The organism is Paraburkholderia tuberum STM678 (assembly GCF_902833905.1).
GTDB classification, from domain to species: domain Bacteria; phylum Pseudomonadota; class Gammaproteobacteria; order Burkholderiales; family Burkholderiaceae; genus Paraburkholderia; species Paraburkholderia tuberum.
Map to the genome: position 1 here is coordinate 84,097 of NZ_CADFGP010000011.1, position 15,047 is coordinate 99,143.

Genomic DNA, 15,047 nt, shown 5'->3' on the forward strand with positions numbered 1-15,047 from the left:
GGCTGACATAGCTGGTTCAGCCGGCGATCAGTATTTCGCCACGGCCGTCGACCGCGAGGTCGCCCGTGAATCGGACCGGCAGACGGCCCGCGCGCCACTGCGAAAACGGCGCGATTTCGGCCGCGAGACTGCGTATGAGCAATGACCAGAATACGTCGAAACCGTGTCCGCCGCCGGTGAAAGTAGGGGGCGGCAGTGGCTCTGGCCGTTGCGCGAGCAGCAGCGTGCCACGCCTCATTGCATAGGCATAATGCGCGCCCAGTTGCCCCGCCACGCCGACGGTCCCCGCCACCAGCCGCGACGCCGCGAAGTCGCCCGCGTTGCCGCCGACCAGCACGAGGCCGCGGCGCATCCGGTCGGCGAGCCGCGCGCCCGCGTTGCCGTGGATCGTCAGCGTGCCGCCGCTCATGCCTTCCATATCGCCCGTCAGTGCGCCGGCGGCGAAGTCGCCGCTGTCGCCGCGCACCGTCACGCGTCCGCCGCGCATTTCGCAGCCGGTGAAATGCCCCGCGTCGCCGTCGATTTCAAGCAAGCCGCCGCTCATTCTGAAGCCGCTGTAGTCGCCGACCGAGCCGCGCGCGACGAGCCGTCCGCCGTCCATCTGCGCGCCGAGCCGGTCCAGCCACCGCGCGGCGTCGTCGATCAGCAGCGTGGCCATGTCGTCGCCGGACGCAGGCGCGTCGTCGCGCGAAACCTCGAAGACGTCGCCGACCACGCAGCGCTCGTTGCCGGCCGGCAGCACGATGCGCTCGATCTCGGCCGCGCTCATGCTGGCCAGCGCCGAGGGTGACAGCGCCGTGGCATCGACGCGAAAGCCGGGTGGTGTCTTCACGCGCAACGTGGTCGTGCTCATGCGTGACTCCCGTTGAGCCCCGCCGCCAGTTCGTGCAGATGAAAGTGATACGGCCCGAGCTTGCCGCCGTAGTTGCCCGCGGAAATGCGCAGCACGCCGGCCGCCCGGCCGAGTCCGGCGGCCGCGCCGATCCCGGCCGTCATCGCCGCGCCGACGTCGGCGTCGGTCAGACCGTCGATGACGATCTCCAGCACGCAGCCAACGTCCGCGCTCAACTCGCTGCGCCGCGCGAGGCCGATCAGGCTCGGGCAGAACGCGTCGTTGGTCGACGCGGTCGCGCCCGCGTACTTCGAGCCGATCTTCGAGCCCGAGCGCACGATGCCGCCGGGAAACGGCATGATCACGTTCGGCAGCCGGCGCATCGCGGCGACCGCGGCTTCGGCCGCCGCGAGCGCGGCGCCCAGGTCGCGCGCGAGCAGCAGCAGGTTGCCGCCGCCGACGGCCTTGACCGTCGCCGCCGTGTCTTCGCAGACGAACTCGCCGTCCATCACCGGCACGCGCCAGTAACGCGTGGGTCCGTTCCCCGCGTCGATCATCTTCGCGATCTGCCAGCCGTCGCCGAAAAAGCGCAGCCCGCTGCCGAGCGGCGCCGGGTCCGACAGCGGCGCGTGGCTCGTGGCCGGATCGATGCCGCCGTAGACGGCCGTGCTCGGACAGGTGAGCACGCACTGGCCGACGCGCCGGCCGATCTGCTTCGCGAGTTCCTTCGACGACACCGCGAACAACAGCACCGCGACGCCGGGCCGGCCGTCGGGCGTGGCAGCGGGCGCGAGCGCACGCTCGACGCCCGCCTCGCAGCCGCAACCGATCACCGAGGTGGCGAAGCCCGCCAGCGAGTTCGCCGCGTGCATTGCCCACGTCGGCGTGTGCGCGGTGATCACGAGCCGGGTCGCCTTCATCGGAAAGGCTTCGGCGAAGGTCGCGTCGATCGCGGTGCCGTTGATGTCGAGCGGGGCGGGAGCGTTCATCGTGGCCGCGTCAGGTTAGACATTCGACGGGCAATAGCCGTCCGCCGCGGCAGCAGCGGCAGGCTTCGTTGTCGCTGATCGCGGCGTGGGCGAAGTTGCTCGCGAGGTTCGCGTCGCTATACGCGCGCAGCGTTGTCTCGATGCCACGATCGAATTGCGGCGCGACGAAATGGATACCGCCCGTCGGCGTCGCGACCAGCGTGCCGTCGCGCGCGACCAGTTCGCCGTCCTTGAACACATAGGCCGGCGACGTGAACATCCGCTCGCGGTCCGGCTCGTCGCGATAGACGGCGATGTCCGCCGCCGCGCCCGCGCCGAGATGGCCGCGATCGCGCAGGCCGAGCAGCCGCGCGGGACCGGCGCGCGTGATGATCGCGATCTCGTACAGCGAGAATTCGCGTTTGAGCTCCGGCAGTGCGCTGGCGACCTGCGCTTCGGGATGCAGCTTCGCCAGTTGCTCATCGCGAAACGGCTTGTCCATCAGCAGGCGGATCAGATGCGGATAGCTCGTGAACGGTCCGCCGTTCGGATGATCGGTGGTCATCGCGACGCGCCACGGGTCGTCGACGAGCAGGAAGATTTCGAGGCCGATGATCCATTGCAGCGCGTTCACGTAGCTCTGTTCGCGATAACGGAACGGCAGCACGCCGCAACCCGCGTCGCACTCGATGTCGCCCACCACCCACTTGTGCGGCCGCGCGAGCGGCGCGTTGCGGAACTGCATCATCGTGTCGCCGGAGGCCGTGACGGTCTGTCCGAAGATGATCTGGCCGACGTCGATCGACACGTTCGGCCGCGCGTTCACGGCCTCCGCAATCTGCCGCGCGCCCGACGAAAACTTGCGCGAACCCTCAGTGCCATAGCTGTGAAACTGGATATGCGTCAGATGGATCGGCAGGCCGTCGGCGGCGTCCATCGTCGCGATGGTCGAGGCGAGGTTGCCGGGCACGCCGAGATTGCTCGTGTGCACGTGCAGCGGATGCGGCACGCGCAGCTCGGTCAGCGCGCGCGTCAGCGTGCGCAGCACGTCGCGCGGCGTGATGCCGTAGTGCGCGTGCGGCTCGTCGACGTCTAGCGAGCGCTGGTTGAACTTGAACGCCGAGATGCCGCCGGGGTTGACCACCTTGACGCCGAGCGCCTTGCTCGCGTCGATCGTCCAGCCGACGTAATCGCGCAGACGTTCGAAGTCGTCGCGCGCGGCGAGCATCCGCAGGAACAGCTCGTCGTTGCCGAGCATCACGTACGCGCCATGATCGATGATCGGCGTGTCGCCCATTTCGAGGTGCGTGTGGCGCGCGTTGGACGGCATCATCGCCGGCTCGAACGCGGCCGTGTAGCCCATTTCGGCGTAGCGGTAGCCGGTCGCGAGCGTGCCCGGCGTGCAGACGCCGCACGACGGCAGGCGCAGGTAGCGGCCGTTGTCGTCGCGCGCGGCTTCGTAGGCGGCCTCCCGCGGCGCATGGGCGCCCCGCGCATCGGCGCGATGGTCCTCGGGCAGCAGCAGGCGCGACAGGTTGGTCTTGCCGCCGCCGATATGCGAATGCAGGTCGATCCCGCCCGCCATCACGATCATGCCGGTCGCGTCGTATTCACGATCGACGGGCGTGGTGGCGGGCACGTCGACGATGCGGCCGTCGCGGAACGTCAGGTCGCGGCGCTCGCCGTTGACGTTGTGGATCGGGTCGAACAACGTGCCGCCCTTGAGCCGGACCAGAGTCATGGCTGATCCTCGCGCGTACTCGAGCGTTCGCTCAGTTGCCCGCTCAATCGCCCGCTCAACTTCGCGGCAATCGACGCCACCGACTCCAGCGCGGCACCACGCGCGGCGGTGAGCGGCATCACGACCGTACCGTCGATGCGAAACAGATGTCCGCCGCTATCGACGCCCGGTGTCGCGACCGGCACGAACACGGTGTTCGCGCCGCGTGCCCTGGCGGCGTCGGCGAGCGCCGGATGACCGAGCACGATCAGGGCAAGCGCGGGATCGAGCGACGCCGGCCACGCGTGCGGCGCGAAGCCCGCGATCCACAGCAGCGCATCGACTTCGCGTTCGGCGAGCAGCCGAGCCGTCCGATAGCGGTACGGATCGTGATCGAGCGGCGCGCCGCCCGCGGCGTGCGCCGGCATCGACACGCGCGTGCGCAGCGGCAAGCCGGACAGCCACGTCACGGTCTGATTGACCGTCAACGCGCCGTCGTCGCCGCCGAGCGCGAGACATGCCGCGCGCGTCGTTCGATTCACGGCCTTCACGATCCGGTTCAGCGCTTCGATCAGCAGCGCCGCGTGCGGCGCGGGCAGTGCGGCCGGTTCGTAGACGACCACCGTATAGCGCGCGCCGGCGATGCGTGCGTGCAACGACGCGAGCGCGCTTGCCACGTTGGCTGCGCTGCCATCGCCGTGGCTCAGCGCGGCGGCGTCGCGTCCTTCCGCGAGCGCTGACCACAGCGCGAGCGTGTCGTACGGATCGGTGTCCGGCAGCAGCGTGTCGATGCGCGTTTGCGCGAAGCTGGCCGCGGCCGGGTCCGCTTCGCAGCCGACGAAGACCAGCTCGCGCGCGAGTTCGGTGCCCGCCAGCGCGCGCGTGAAAAAGCGCGGATAGCGCCGCGACGGCTGACAGCCGAAGAACACCAGCAGGTCGGCGCGCGCGCGCACTTCGGAGAGCGTCGTAAAGAACGAGCCGCGATCTTGCAAAGCGAGCGTCGCGGGCGTCAGCGCATCGCCGTGCAGATGATCGAGGATCGCGCCGCAGGCGGCGGCAAGCGGATACAGCGCGCGGATGCCGGCGACGTCGGTGGCGAGGCCGCCGAATAGCGGGCGGCGCGCGTTCGCGAGCAACTGCGCGGCGCTCGCCAGCGCGGCATCCTTGTCCGCTTCGTTGCCATCGACGGTGCAAGCGCATTGCACGTCCGTCGCGCCGTACTGCGTGAGCGCGTGAGCGAGCCGCGAACATTCGGTGTCCGGCACATCGAGCGTGCCGTCGTCGTGGGCAGCGGCGGCCAGGTCGTCGCACAGCAAAGGGCAGAACGGACAGATCCAGTCGCGTGTGAGCGCCGCGGCGCGCGTTGCGCTCGGGCTGGGGGTCGATGGATCGATGGAGGGGCTATGCATGGGGCAGGTTTAGCAAGCTCCATGCCGATCTTTCGACCCTGCGGTAAGCGTGCCTGATCCTGCGTCGGCGCGCGCGTCAAAGGCCCGCTGCGCCATACAAAATGTGTGCCGTTCTGGAGCAGAGTGTCAAGCAGAGTGTCACACGCGAACAGTCCGGCTTGCGTTGCGTTTACCGACAGCGCTGTCAGAACGCGTGGCATGGAAATTGTATGGAAGGCCTACGCGGAATCGGAATGCGCGCAGTCGATCTGTCGATCGTGCAGCGCGGAGGCCACCAGCCAGGCGCTTGCGCCGGTGCCGGCCGCGGCGGCCAGATCGTCGCGATTGCGGATGCCGCCCGCGCCGATCAGCGTGGTGTGCGCGGCGGCTTGCGCGCGCACGCGCTCGAACGTCGCGAGATCGGGGCCGGCGTAGCTGCCGACCTGGTCGAGCGTCATCGCGATCACGCGCGGCGGCCACCACGCCGACGAGCGGTCGAGCGCGGCCGCGGCGAGCAGTTCGCCCGCCCGCTGATCGAGCGACAGGATCGGCGCAAGGCCGGCGCGCTGAGCCGCGTGCAGTGCGTGGATATCGCGCAGCGTCTCCGAGCCGAACACAGGCACGAGAGTCGCGAGGTGGGAACCGGCAGCAGGGCTGTCGTGTTGATCGATGGCGTCGTCGATGCGCTCGAACAGCGCGCGCATCGACGCGTAGTCCGCGAAACCCGCGTCGAGCCACAGTTCGATGCCGGGCAGCGCGGCCCGCAATGCGGCGAGCGTCGAAGCATGCGCGCCGCGCTGCAGGATGGCGCCGAGATCGGCGATATAGAGCGTGCGCGCGCCGCTGGCTTCGAGCAGCGCGCGGGCGGTGGCAAGTGGGTCGCTCGTCGCGACGAGGCGGGACTGGATCGGCCGATAGGCGCTCCGCTCGCCGCGCACCGCGCGTACGACCTGGCCGTCGAGCAGATCGAGAACAGGTATCACCTGCATAGGGGCGCTTTCCTTTGACCAGAATCTTTGTCTACGAGTATCTCACCGGCGGCGGCATCGACCCCCAGCTCGCCGGCCCGGGCAGTCTCGCCGATTTGAGCGCGCTGATCGTCGAAGGACGCGTGATGCGCGACGCGCTGGTCGACGCTCTGCGTGAACTCGACGGCGTGCAGGTCACGTTCGCGACCTCGCGCTTCGAAACGCCAGGGGCGGGCGAGGCCCATTGTATGGCCGCGCCCGGCGAATCGATGACGGCGTTCGTCGCGCGCGCGGCGCGTGAGCACGATTACGCGTGGGTCGTTGCGCCGGAATGCGACGGGCTGCTGCTGCGCTTTCACGATGCGGTCGGCACCGCGCGCTGGCTCGGATGCGCGAAGGAAGCGATCCGCGTCGCGTCGAGCAAGAGCGCGACAGCGGCGTGTCTTGCCGCGCATGGCATTGCGACGACGCCGGCGCTCGAACCCGGCGACTCAGCCGCGCAGCACGACGGCCGGTGGGTGGTCAAGCCGGACGACGGCGCGGGCGGCCTCGACACCATCGTGTACGAGCGTTTCGCCGATGCCTGCGCCGAGTACGAGGCGCGCGCGGCGGCGGCGCGCAATCCGGTGCTGCAGGCGTGGGTCGATGGCGAGCCGTTGAGCCTGTCGCTGATCTGCCGCGGCGACGCCACCAAGCTCCTCAGCATCAACCGTCAGCAGATCGGGCTGAGCGGCGGCGACGCGTCGGGTGATGTTGCGCGGATCGTCGAGTTCGACGGCGTGCTGGTCGATCAGATCGACCAGCACAGCGACATGGGCCGCGCGCTCGACACGCTCGCGCATCGCGTCGCGCGGGCCATTCCGGGTTTGCGCGGCTTCGTCGGCATCGATGTCGTGTGGCATCCGCAACTCGGGCCGGTCGTGATCGAAGTGAATCCGCGTTTGACGGTCGCTTATGCGGGGCTGTCGGCGGCGCGCGGCAGCGGCCTGACGCGCGCGCTGCTGGCCGCGCATGGCGTGCGCATCGAGCGCTGCGGCGCGGCGCGCGCCAATTCGGCGACGTACGAGGTGCGCCCTTGAGCCCCGCCCGTTCGAACCCGGCGGCGCGGTTCGGCTGGGACGTCGGCGGCGCGCACGTGAAGGTGTCGCTCGTCGACGGCGGCGACGCCGTGCTGGACGTCGTGCAATGGCCGTGTCCGCTTTGGCAGGGCCTCGACCATCTGCACCGCGCGATCGACCTCGTCTTCGAGCGCTGGCCGCAGGCCCGCACTGACGCCGCGCAGCATGCGGTGACGATGACCGGCGAGATGGTCGACCTGTTCGCGGATCGCGCCGAAGGCGTGCGCGCGATCGTGACCGCGCTCGCGCAGCGGCTCGGTCCATCACTGCGTTTCTACGCCGGCGCCGCCGGCTGGCTCGCCGCCGCCGACTGCGCGGCCGGCTGGCGTCACGTCGCGTCGGCGAACTGGCTCGCGACCGCGAGCTGGGTCGCTACCTGCATGGCGAACGCGCTGCTGATCGACATCGGCAGCACCACCACCGACATCATTCCGATCGTCGACGGCCGCGTCGTCGCGCGTGCCGCGACCGATGCGGGCCGGCTCGCGACCGGCGAACTCGTGTATCACGGCGTCGTGCGCACGCCGTTGTGCGGCGTCGCGCAGCGGATCGAATTCGGCGGCGCCATGCTGAACGTGATGAACGAATGGTTTGCGACGACCGCCGACGTCTACCGGCTGACCGGCGAACTGGACCCGCTGCACGACGTGCAGCCGAGCGCCGACCAGGGGCCGAAGACGCAGGCGGCGAGCCGCGCGCGGCTCGCGCGCATGATCGGGCACGACGCGCACGACGCGTCGGACGTCGAATGGCTGCACTTTGCGCGGCGCTGGCGCGCGCTGCAGATGCGCGAAATCGGCGCGAACCTGATGCGGGTGGTCGCCGCGCAGCCGGCGCTCGCGGCCGCGCCGCTGGTGGGCGCCGGCTGCGGCCGCTTCCTCGTCGCCGCATTGGCGCGCGACGAGGCGCGCGGCTATATCGACTTCGGCGCGCTGGCGGGCGTGCCCGATGCTTGCGCGGCATGGGCGGCGACCTGCGCGCCGAGCGTGGCGGTCGCGCTGCTCGCGGCGCGCAATCCGGGGACGCGGCGCGCCGGCGCACGAGTAGCGCAAAGAGGGGCAGGGGACACGATATGGCGAGCGGGACAAGTTCGGTGATGAACGAGGTTGCGAAACGACGCGACCCGGCCGGGCACTCAACTGGACACGAGGGCAGCAGTCATGTGGGTGGTCAAGATCGGAGGCAGCCTGAGTCACGACCCGGCACTGCGCCACTGGCTCAGTGAGCTATGCGAAGTCGGCGGCGGACGGGTCGTGATCGTGCCCGGCGGCGGCGATTTCGCGGACAAGGTCCGCCAGTACCAGGGCGAGTGGAACTTCGACGATCTGGCCGCGCACAACATGTGTCTGCTCGCGATGACGCAATATGCGCTGCTGATGCAGGGCGTTTCGCCCGAACTGGTGATCGCGTCGAGCGAGGCGAAGATTCGCCGCACCCTGCGTGACGGTCATGTGGCCGTGTGGGCGCCGACCGCGCTGATGCGCGACACGCCCGACGCGATGAGCAACTGGGACACGACCTCGGACAGCCTCGCCGCCTGGCTATCGACGATGCTCAACGCGGAGCGGCTGGTCGTCGTCAAATCCTGTCCGATCGCCGTCGACGATCCGCTCGAAACGCTGGCCGCGTCGGGGGTGATCGACCGCAAGTTCGTCGACTACGTGAACGATGCGAACTATGTGGTCGAATTGCTCGACAAGAGCAACGTCGCGCTGATGCGCGACCGTTTGCTGAATATTCCGGTGATGTGATCGGCTGCTACAGCCGCGTCGCGTTCGTCGAGCCCGGCAACGGCGCCGCGCCATCGACGCGAATCTCGCCAGCCGGCCGATGCAACGCGCTCGCCCATTGCGCGACGCGCTCGGGGTCGAGCCGCGAGCGGCGCCCGTCGGCGCACAGCGCGGTGCGAAAACCGGCCACGTCGGGCGCCAGCGCGCGGATCTGCGGCAGTTGCGCCCAGCCGAGCGCACCGGCGATGCCCGCCATCGCGCCGCGCTGACGCGCGAGCCGCAACCAGCGCGCGAGCGAGTCGACATCGACGTGATCGAACAGCGTGCCGCCGTCCTTGCTCGCGGTATCGAACATCAGGCCGGCGAAGCCGAGCGCCGCGGTGTGGCTGACCAGTTCGTCGTCCATGCCGCCGTCGCATAGCAGCACCGGCACGACGCTAGCCGGCAGATTCGCGAGCTGCTCGAGGCAGCGGCGCGCGGCCGGTCCGCGCGCGACGCCGACCTTCACATAGTCGACGCCAGCATCGCTGACGTCGATCACGCGCGCGGCGATCTCGTCGAACGCATCGGCCGGCACGTCGCCGATCGCCGCGCTGATCGGCTTGACCGGGTAGTGCGCGCGAAGTTGTTGCGCGATGGTCGTGATGGCGCCGATCGACAGGCCGCCGAGCGCGCCGTCGTCCGGCTCTTTCAGGTCGATCAGCTCGGCGCCGGCGCGGGCGGCGTCGAATGCTTCGTCAGCCGAGCGGACGCTCGCGAGCAATGCGGTCATCGGGGTTCTCCGCGGAAGGAAGGGTGTTCAGTGATGGGCCGAAGCGGCGGCCTGATGCGCCGCGTCTTCGAGGCTCGCGCGATATCGCGCGATCGCGGCGACGAGCCAGCTCCATGCGGTGCGCTCGTTGTCGCCGGCGGTTTTGTCGATCGCGAACTGCAGATACGCCATTTCTCGATCGACCTTGTCGGCCGGCAGCATGAAGAGCCGGCTCACCAGAATCGCGCCTTCCACGACCGCCGACTGCGCGCGATTGAAGCCCGCGAACGGCGCGTGGTTTTCACGGTGCACGCATTTCATCACCAGCACCGGGCGCTCGGCGTCGTCGCGCAGCTCGTCGAGTTCGAGCTCGGCGTGGGCCAGCGACTCGGCCAGACGTACGCTCGGCACGCGGCTCGCGGCCACGGTCGGCCAATCGGTCGCGCAGTGCGTGACGCAGCCCGCGAAGATCCGCACGTCGATGGTGAAATTCAGCACGGCCGCGCGCGTCGCGATCACGTTGTCGAGCGTGACCGACGGACGGAAAGGCGCGAGGATGATGCGCTCGCCCTCGTAGCGCGCGCCCATTGGCGCGATATGAGGACGGCCATCGCACGCTGCCGTGGTGACGATCGTTTCGTGGATCATGGCTGGGAACGCGTGTCCCGACAGCGCCGGAAGGCCGGCCGTCAGCAGAGGTCAAACACAAACGGGAACCGCAAGGGGGCCGCGGCGTGCGGCCCGGTTGCGGGCTTAACGCGTAGCGACATACATCACGATTTCAAAACCGAGGCGTACGTCGGTGTAGCTCGGAGTCGTCCATTGCATACGTGCTTTCTCCTTCGGTTGAAACAGCGGGTGGAACAGCGTTGCGCCGCCGGCCCGGCGTGATGCCCGGTGTCGACGGCAGCCGGCATCATGCAAGCTCCGTGCCCATGCGCGTTCCGGCCGACCAGGCGTGCGTGCATTCGACCGCCAATACAGCACCCGGCGAATTGCGCCACGCCGTGGCGCTTGCGCGGGTTGCCAGACGCAAAGAGCCGCGCGGTGTGGCGAAAACGAAGCAAAGTGTGCCATCGCGATTCGCTAATTCGATTGCGCTGTCACGCCGCGCCCGCCTCGCTCACCAACACATTCTGCTCCGATTCGCGTCGCACGGCTCGAAAAAGAACCTCACGATGTGATAGCGATAACCGATCCGTTAAGTCTGCCAAATAAAATCGTGAATTCACCTTGGGCGTGTCCGTGCCTACAGTGCAACTCAAGCGCTTCGTTCTTCCGGCAGTGCGCTTGCCACCTTCGAGGACACGTCATGAACGATTTCAGTCAACCGCCGATCCAGCCCGAACCTCAAGCGCGCGATCCGCACAATCCGCGCGAACGGTACGCGGCGGGCGTGATGAAATACCGCGAGATGGGGTACTGGCAACCGGACTACGAACCGAAAGACACCGACGTGATCGCGCTGTTTCGCATCACGCCGCAACCCGGTGTCGAACCCGAGGAAGCGGCCGCCGCGGTGGCCGGCGAATCGTCGAGCGCGACGTGGACGGTGGTGTGGACCGACCGCCTGACCGCCTGCGACATGTATCGCGCGAAGGCGTATCGCGTCGAGCCGGTGCCGGTGTCTCGCGCCGACGAGCCGCAGTACTTCGCGTATATCGCTTATGAACTCGATCTGTTCGAAGAGGGCTCGGTCGCGAACCTGACCGCGTCGATCATCGGCAACGTGTTCGGCTTCAAGCCGCTGAAGGCATTGCGGCTCGAAGACATGCGCATTCCCGTCGCGTATCTGAAGACGTTTCAGGGGCCGCCGACCGGCATCGTCGTCGAGCGCGAACGGCTCGACAAGTATGGTCGGCCGCTGCTCGGCGCCACGGTCAAGCCGAAGCTCGGTCTGTCGGGCAAAAACTATGGACGGGTGGTCTACGAAGGCCTGCGCGGCGGCCTCGACTTCCTGAAGGACGACGAGAACATCAACTCGCAGGCGTTCATGCACTGGCGCGACCGCTTCCTGTTCGCGATGGAGGCGGTGAACCGCGCCCAGGCGGAGACTGGCGAGCTCAAAGGGCACTATCTGAACGTGACGGCCGGCACGATGGAGGACATGTACGAGCGCGCCGAATTCGCGAAGGAGCTCGGCTCGTGCATCGTAATGATCGACCTCGTGATCGGCTGGACCGCGATCCAGTCGATGTCGCGCTGGGCCCGCAGGCACGACATGATCCTGCATCTGCATCGTGCGGGGCATGGCACCTACACGCGGCAACGCAACCACGGCATCTCGTTTCGCGTGATCGCCAAATGGCTGCGCATGGCGGGCGTCGATCACGCGCATGCGGGCACCGCGGTCGGCAAGCTCGAAGGCGATCCGCTGTCGGTGCAGGGCTACTACAACGTGTGCCGCGACGCGCACAACGCGGTCGATCTGTCGCGCGGCATTTTCTTCGATCAGCCGTGGGCCGGCTTGCGCAAGGTGATGCCGGTCGCTTCGGGCGGGATTCACGCGGGGCAGATGCATCAGCTGCTCGATCTGTTCGGCGACGACGCGATCCTGCAGTTCGGCGGCGGCACGATCGGCCATCCGGCCGGCATCCAGGCCGGCGCGACCGCGAACCGCGTCGCACTCGAAGCGATGGTGAAGGCGCGCAACGAGGGCCGCGACATTCTGCGCGAAGGGCCCGACGTGCTAGAAGCCGCCGCGCGCTGGTGCACGCCGCTCAAGCAGGCGCTCGATACGTGGCGCGACGTGAGCTTCAACTACGCATCGACCGATACGCCCGATTTCGCCGCCACGCCGACGGCGGCCTAGCCACGCCGAGCTTTTCCCGCGAGCGCCTCACGAGCGCATCCGCAACGCGGTGCAACGGCACCGCGCGGGGCACCGTTGACGCCGATCCGAACGCGACATCCATCCACGAGGTTCGTCATGCGTATTACTCAAGGAACGTTTTCTTTTCTGCCCGAGCTGACCGACGAGGAAATCGGCTTGCAGATCGACTACGCGCTGCGCCAGGGCTGGGCCTGTTCGGTCGAATTCACCGACGACCCGCATCCGCGCAACACCTACTGGGAAATGTGGGGTCTGCCGATGTTCGACCTGCACGACGCGGCCGGCGTGTTGCAGGAGGTCAGGGCTTGCCGCGAGGCGCGGCCGCAGCACTACATCAAGGTCAACGCGTTCGACTCGGTGCGCACCTTCGAGACGATGCGCCTGTCGTTCATCGTCAACCGGCCGGACGTGGAGCCGGGCTTCCGGCTGTTGCGGCAGGACGCGCAGGGGCGCACGCAGCGCTACAGCATGACGGGCTACGCGGGCGACCGGCCAGCGGGCGAGCGTTACGGCGCGGCGGGCTGACGCCGCTGATCGCGCAACAACGCACACGACGACCCGCAGCGAGGAGGAACCATGACAGACGCCGCCACCGTGGACGCACTGCCCGCGTCCACCGCGCACAGCGACGCCGCCGCGCCCCACATCGACCTCGCGGCGCTGTACCGCGACTCCGGGATCGGCGACGTGCTCGGCGAACTCGATCGCGATCTGGTCGGGCTCGCGCCCGTGAAAACGCGCATTCGCGAAGTCGCCGCGCATCTGCTGGTCGAGCGCGCGCGGGCTTCGCTGGGTCTCGCGGGCGGCGCGCCGACCTTGCATATGTGCTTCTCCGGCAACCCCGGCACCGGCAAGACGACGGTTGCGCTGCGCATGGCGGAAGTGTTGCACCGGCTTGGCTACATTCGCCGCAATCATCTGGTGTCGGTCACACGCGACGATCTGGTCGGCCAGTACATCGGCCACACCGCGCCGAAAACGCGCGACGTGCTCAAGCGCGCGATGGGCGGCGTGCTGTTCATCGACGAAGCGTATTACCTGTATCGCCCGGAGAACGAGCGCGACTACGGGCAGGAAGCGATCGAAATTCTGTTGCAGACGATGGAGAACCAGCGTAGCGACCTGGTCGTGATTCTGGCCGGCTACGCGTCGCGAATGGAAGTGTTCTTCGAGAGCAATCCGGGTTTCCGCTCGCGCATCGCGCATCACATTACGTTTCCCGATTACGAGGAAACGGAGTTGCTCGAAATCGCCGAGCGGATGCTCGGCGCCATGCATTACCGCTTCGATGCCGCGTCGCGCCGCGCGTTCGCCGACTATCTGGCGCGCCGCATCCGCCAACCGAATTTCGCCAACGCGCGCTCGGTGCGCAACGCGCTCGACCGCGCGCGGCTGCGCCAGGCGAACCGCCTGTTCGCGAGCGCCTTGCAAGGCGGCGAGCCGATCGACGCCGCCACGCTGACGCTGATCGATGCCGCCGACGTGCGCGCGAGCCGCGTGTTCGACGCGCCGCCGCAGTCCTCGCATTCGCCTTCCACCGCGCGCGCCGTCACGGCGCCGCCGGGCTGAATCACGACACCATCGACGGAGAACGCCATGCAGGACGGACGCACGACACTTTCGAAGTTCCTGATCGACACGCTCGATCGCCCGCCGTGTACGGACGACACGCGCGACACTGCAGGACTCTCCGCGCTGCTCATCGACGTAGCGGCGGCCATCAAGTCGATCTCGGCGATGCTGACCAAGGGCGCGCTAGGGGGCAACTACGGTTCCGCGCAAACGCTCAACACGCACGGCGAGCAACAGAAGAAGCTCGACGTCTCGAGCAACGAGATCTTCGTGCAGCAATGCGAGTGGGACGGCTTGCTGGCCGCGATGGTGTCCGAGGAAATGGAGCACGTCTACGCGATTCCGCCGGACTATCCGCGCGGCGAGTATCTGCTCGCGTTCGATCCGCTCGACGGCTCGTCGAATATCGACATCAACGGCGTGGTCGGCTCGATCTTCTCGGTGCTGCGCACGCGCGACCCGGCAGAGGATGCAACCAGCGAAGCCGCGTTCCTGCGGCCGGGCTGCGAACAGGTCGCGGCCGGCTATGCCGTGTATGGACCGTCGACGATGCTGGTGCTGTCGGTCGGCAATGGCACGCATGGCTTCACACTGGAGCGCGAGATCGGCAACTTCGTGCTCACGCATTCGAACATCCGGATTCCGGAGGAAACCGGCGAGTTCGCGATCAACGCATCGAACGAGCGCTTCTGGGAGCCGCCCGTGCGCCGCTACGTGCAGGAGTGCAAGGACGGCCGCAGCGGTTGCCGCGCGCGCGACTTCAACATGCGCTGGATCGCGTCGATGGTCGCGGAAGTGCATCGCATCCTGATGCGCGGCGGCGTGTTCATGTATCCGCGCGACTCGAAAACGCCGGCGATGGAAGGACGCCTGCGCCTGCTCTACGAAGCGAACCCGATGAGCTTCCTGGTCGAGCAGGCGGGCGGTCTCTCGATCACCGGCCGGGAACGCATTCTCGACGTCGCGCCGCGTGCGCTGCATGGCCGCGTGCCGGTGATTCTCGGCTCGAAGAACGAGGTCGAGCGCATTGCGCGCTATCACGGCGAATACGACCGCGGCGAGGACAAGCCGTTCACGTCGCCGCTGTTCGGCACGCGCTCGTTGTTCCTGCCGGATTTCACGGCGTGATCGGCGACCGACGGCGCGCTCAGCGCACAGAACACAGTC

The 15,047-nt window shown here is 68.3% G+C and carries 15 protein-coding genes; 7 read left to right on the forward strand and 8 right to left on the reverse strand.

The window, feature by feature from the left end; all coding sequences use genetic code 11:
* Window positions 1-16: 16 nt before the first annotated feature.
* The 5 genes from HWY30_RS12070 to HWY30_RS12090 form a co-directional block, all read right to left on the reverse strand.
* Window positions 17-853 (reverse strand): formylmethanofuran dehydrogenase subunit C, encoded by an 837-nt coding sequence (locus tag HWY30_RS12070; protein WP_090809043.1) that lies wholly within the window; start codon window positions 851-853, stop codon window positions 17-19.
* Window positions 850-1,821: a formylmethanofuran--tetrahydromethanopterin N-formyltransferase gene (gene fhcD / locus HWY30_RS12075; protein ID WP_090809044.1), complete on the reverse strand. Its 972-nt coding sequence runs from the start codon at window positions 1,819-1,821 to the stop codon at window positions 850-852. Before fhcD ends, HWY30_RS12070 begins: the two co-directional genes overlap by 4 nt.
* Before the next feature lie 10 nt (window positions 1,822-1,831).
* Window positions 1,832-3,541, reverse strand: a complete 1,710-nt coding sequence (locus HWY30_RS12080) for a formylmethanofuran dehydrogenase subunit A (protein WP_090809046.1) — start codon at window positions 3,539-3,541, stop codon at window positions 1,832-1,834.
* Window positions 3,538-4,929 carry a molybdopterin-binding domain-containing protein gene (locus tag HWY30_RS12085; RefSeq protein ID WP_090809048.1) on the reverse strand — a complete coding sequence of 464 codons (1,392 nt, stop codon included), beginning with the start codon at window positions 4,927-4,929 and terminating at the stop codon, window positions 3,538-3,540. Before HWY30_RS12085 ends, HWY30_RS12080 begins: the two co-directional genes overlap by 4 nt.
* A gap of 218 nt (window positions 4,930-5,147) precedes the next feature.
* The gene (locus tag HWY30_RS12090; protein WP_090809050.1) at window positions 5,148-5,897 is read right to left on the reverse strand and encodes a HisA/HisF-related TIM barrel protein; all 750 of its coding nucleotides are present in this window, start codon (window positions 5,895-5,897) and stop codon (window positions 5,148-5,150) included.
* A 14-nt stretch (window positions 5,898-5,911) separates the two neighbouring features.
* Here HWY30_RS12090 and HWY30_RS12095 point away from each other — a divergent pair, with 14 nt between their 5' ends.
* The 3 genes from HWY30_RS12095 to HWY30_RS12105 all read left to right on the forward strand — a co-directional run bounded on the left by HWY30_RS12095 (window position 5,912) and on the right by HWY30_RS12105 (window position 8,745).
* Entirely contained in the window at window positions 5,912-6,955 is a 1,044-nt protein-coding gene (locus HWY30_RS12095; RefSeq protein ID WP_090809052.1) for an ATP-grasp domain-containing protein, read from the forward strand.
* Complete coding sequence (locus HWY30_RS12100; protein ID WP_090809054.1) at window positions 6,952-8,091, forward strand: hydantoinase/oxoprolinase family protein; 1,140 nt, start codon at window positions 6,952-6,954, stop codon at window positions 8,089-8,091. The genes HWY30_RS12095 and HWY30_RS12100 overlap by 4 nt, the downstream gene beginning before the upstream one ends.
* Window positions 8,092-8,154: 63 nt before the next feature.
* Entirely contained in the window at window positions 8,155-8,745 is a 591-nt protein-coding gene (locus HWY30_RS12105; protein WP_018424588.1) for an amino acid kinase family protein, read from the forward strand.
* 7 nt (window positions 8,746-8,752) lie between these two features.
* Here HWY30_RS12105 and HWY30_RS12110 read toward each other — a convergent pair whose 3' ends face one another.
* From HWY30_RS12110 to pqqA, 3 genes are all read right to left on the reverse strand, one after another.
* A complete protein-coding gene (locus tag HWY30_RS12110; RefSeq protein ID WP_090809057.1) occupies window positions 8,753-9,496 on the reverse strand; it encodes a (5-formylfuran-3-yl)methyl phosphate synthase in 744 nt (247 codons plus the stop codon).
* 27 nt (window positions 9,497-9,523) lie between these two features.
* Window positions 9,524-10,123 carry a DUF447 domain-containing protein gene (locus HWY30_RS12115; protein ID WP_090809059.1) on the reverse strand — a complete coding sequence of 200 codons (600 nt, stop codon included), beginning with the start codon at window positions 10,121-10,123 and terminating at the stop codon, window positions 9,524-9,526.
* A 105-nt stretch (window positions 10,124-10,228) separates the two neighbouring features.
* The gene (gene pqqA / locus HWY30_RS42700) at window positions 10,229-10,552 is read right to left on the reverse strand and encodes a pyrroloquinoline quinone precursor peptide PqqA (RefSeq protein WP_090809061.1); all 324 of its coding nucleotides are present in this window, start codon (window positions 10,550-10,552) and stop codon (window positions 10,229-10,231) included.
* 235 nt (window positions 10,553-10,787) lie between these two features.
* Between pqqA and HWY30_RS12125 the strand changes: the two genes are divergently transcribed.
* From HWY30_RS12125 to HWY30_RS12140, 4 genes are all read left to right on the forward strand, one after another.
* Complete coding sequence (locus tag HWY30_RS12125) at window positions 10,788-12,287, forward strand: form I ribulose bisphosphate carboxylase large subunit (RefSeq protein ID WP_090809063.1); 1,500 nt, start codon at window positions 10,788-10,790, stop codon at window positions 12,285-12,287.
* Window positions 12,288-12,404: 117 nt separating this feature from the next.
* A complete protein-coding gene (locus HWY30_RS12130; protein ID WP_027195078.1) occupies window positions 12,405-12,833 on the forward strand; it encodes a ribulose bisphosphate carboxylase small subunit in 429 nt (142 codons plus the stop codon).
* 51 nt (window positions 12,834-12,884) lie between these two features.
* Window positions 12,885-13,877, forward strand: a complete 993-nt coding sequence (cbbX, locus tag HWY30_RS12135) for a CbbX protein (protein ID WP_090809065.1) — start codon at window positions 12,885-12,887, stop codon at window positions 13,875-13,877.
* A gap of 27 nt (window positions 13,878-13,904) precedes the next feature.
* Entirely contained in the window at window positions 13,905-15,008 is a 1,104-nt protein-coding gene (locus tag HWY30_RS12140; RefSeq protein WP_090809068.1) for a class 1 fructose-bisphosphatase, read from the forward strand.
* The last annotated feature ends 39 nt before the right edge of the window (window positions 15,009-15,047 follow it).

Bases quoted from the DNA above. Each gene is read 5' to 3' on its own strand.
- HWY30_RS12070 (WP_090809043.1), bottom strand. From the start codon at position 853: ATGAGCACGACCACGTTGCGCGTGAAGACACCACCCGGCTTTCGCGTC.
- fhcD (WP_090809044.1), bottom strand. From the start codon at position 1,821: ATGAACGCTCCCGCCCCGCTCGACATCAACGGCACCGCGATCGACGCG.
- HWY30_RS12080 (WP_090809046.1), bottom strand. From the start codon at position 3,541: ATGACTCTGGTCCGGCTCAAGGGCGGCACGTTGTTCGACCCGATCCAC.
- HWY30_RS12085 (WP_090809048.1), bottom strand. From the start codon at position 4,929: ATGCATAGCCCCTCCATCGATCCATCGACCCCCAGCCCGAGCGCAACG.
- HWY30_RS12090 (WP_090809050.1), bottom strand. From the start codon at position 5,897: ATGCAGGTGATACCTGTTCTCGATCTGCTCGACGGCCAGGTCGTACGC.
- HWY30_RS12105 (WP_018424588.1), top strand. From the start codon at position 8,155: ATGTGGGTGGTCAAGATCGGAGGCAGCCTGAGTCACGACCCGGCACTG.
- HWY30_RS12110 (WP_090809057.1), bottom strand. From the start codon at position 9,496: ATGACCGCATTGCTCGCGAGCGTCCGCTCGGCTGACGAAGCATTCGAC.
- HWY30_RS12115 (WP_090809059.1), bottom strand. From the start codon at position 10,123: ATGATCCACGAAACGATCGTCACCACGGCAGCGTGCGATGGCCGTCCT.
- pqqA (WP_090809061.1), bottom strand. From the start codon at position 10,552: ATGGCACACTTTGCTTCGTTTTCGCCACACCGCGCGGCTCTTTGCGTC.
- HWY30_RS12125 (WP_090809063.1), top strand. From the start codon at position 10,788: ATGAACGATTTCAGTCAACCGCCGATCCAGCCCGAACCTCAAGCGCGC.
- HWY30_RS12130 (WP_027195078.1), top strand. From the start codon at position 12,405: ATGCGTATTACTCAAGGAACGTTTTCTTTTCTGCCCGAGCTGACCGAC.
- cbbX (WP_090809065.1), top strand. From the start codon at position 12,885: ATGACAGACGCCGCCACCGTGGACGCACTGCCCGCGTCCACCGCGCAC.
- HWY30_RS12140 (WP_090809068.1), top strand. From the start codon at position 13,905: ATGCAGGACGGACGCACGACACTTTCGAAGTTCCTGATCGACACGCTC.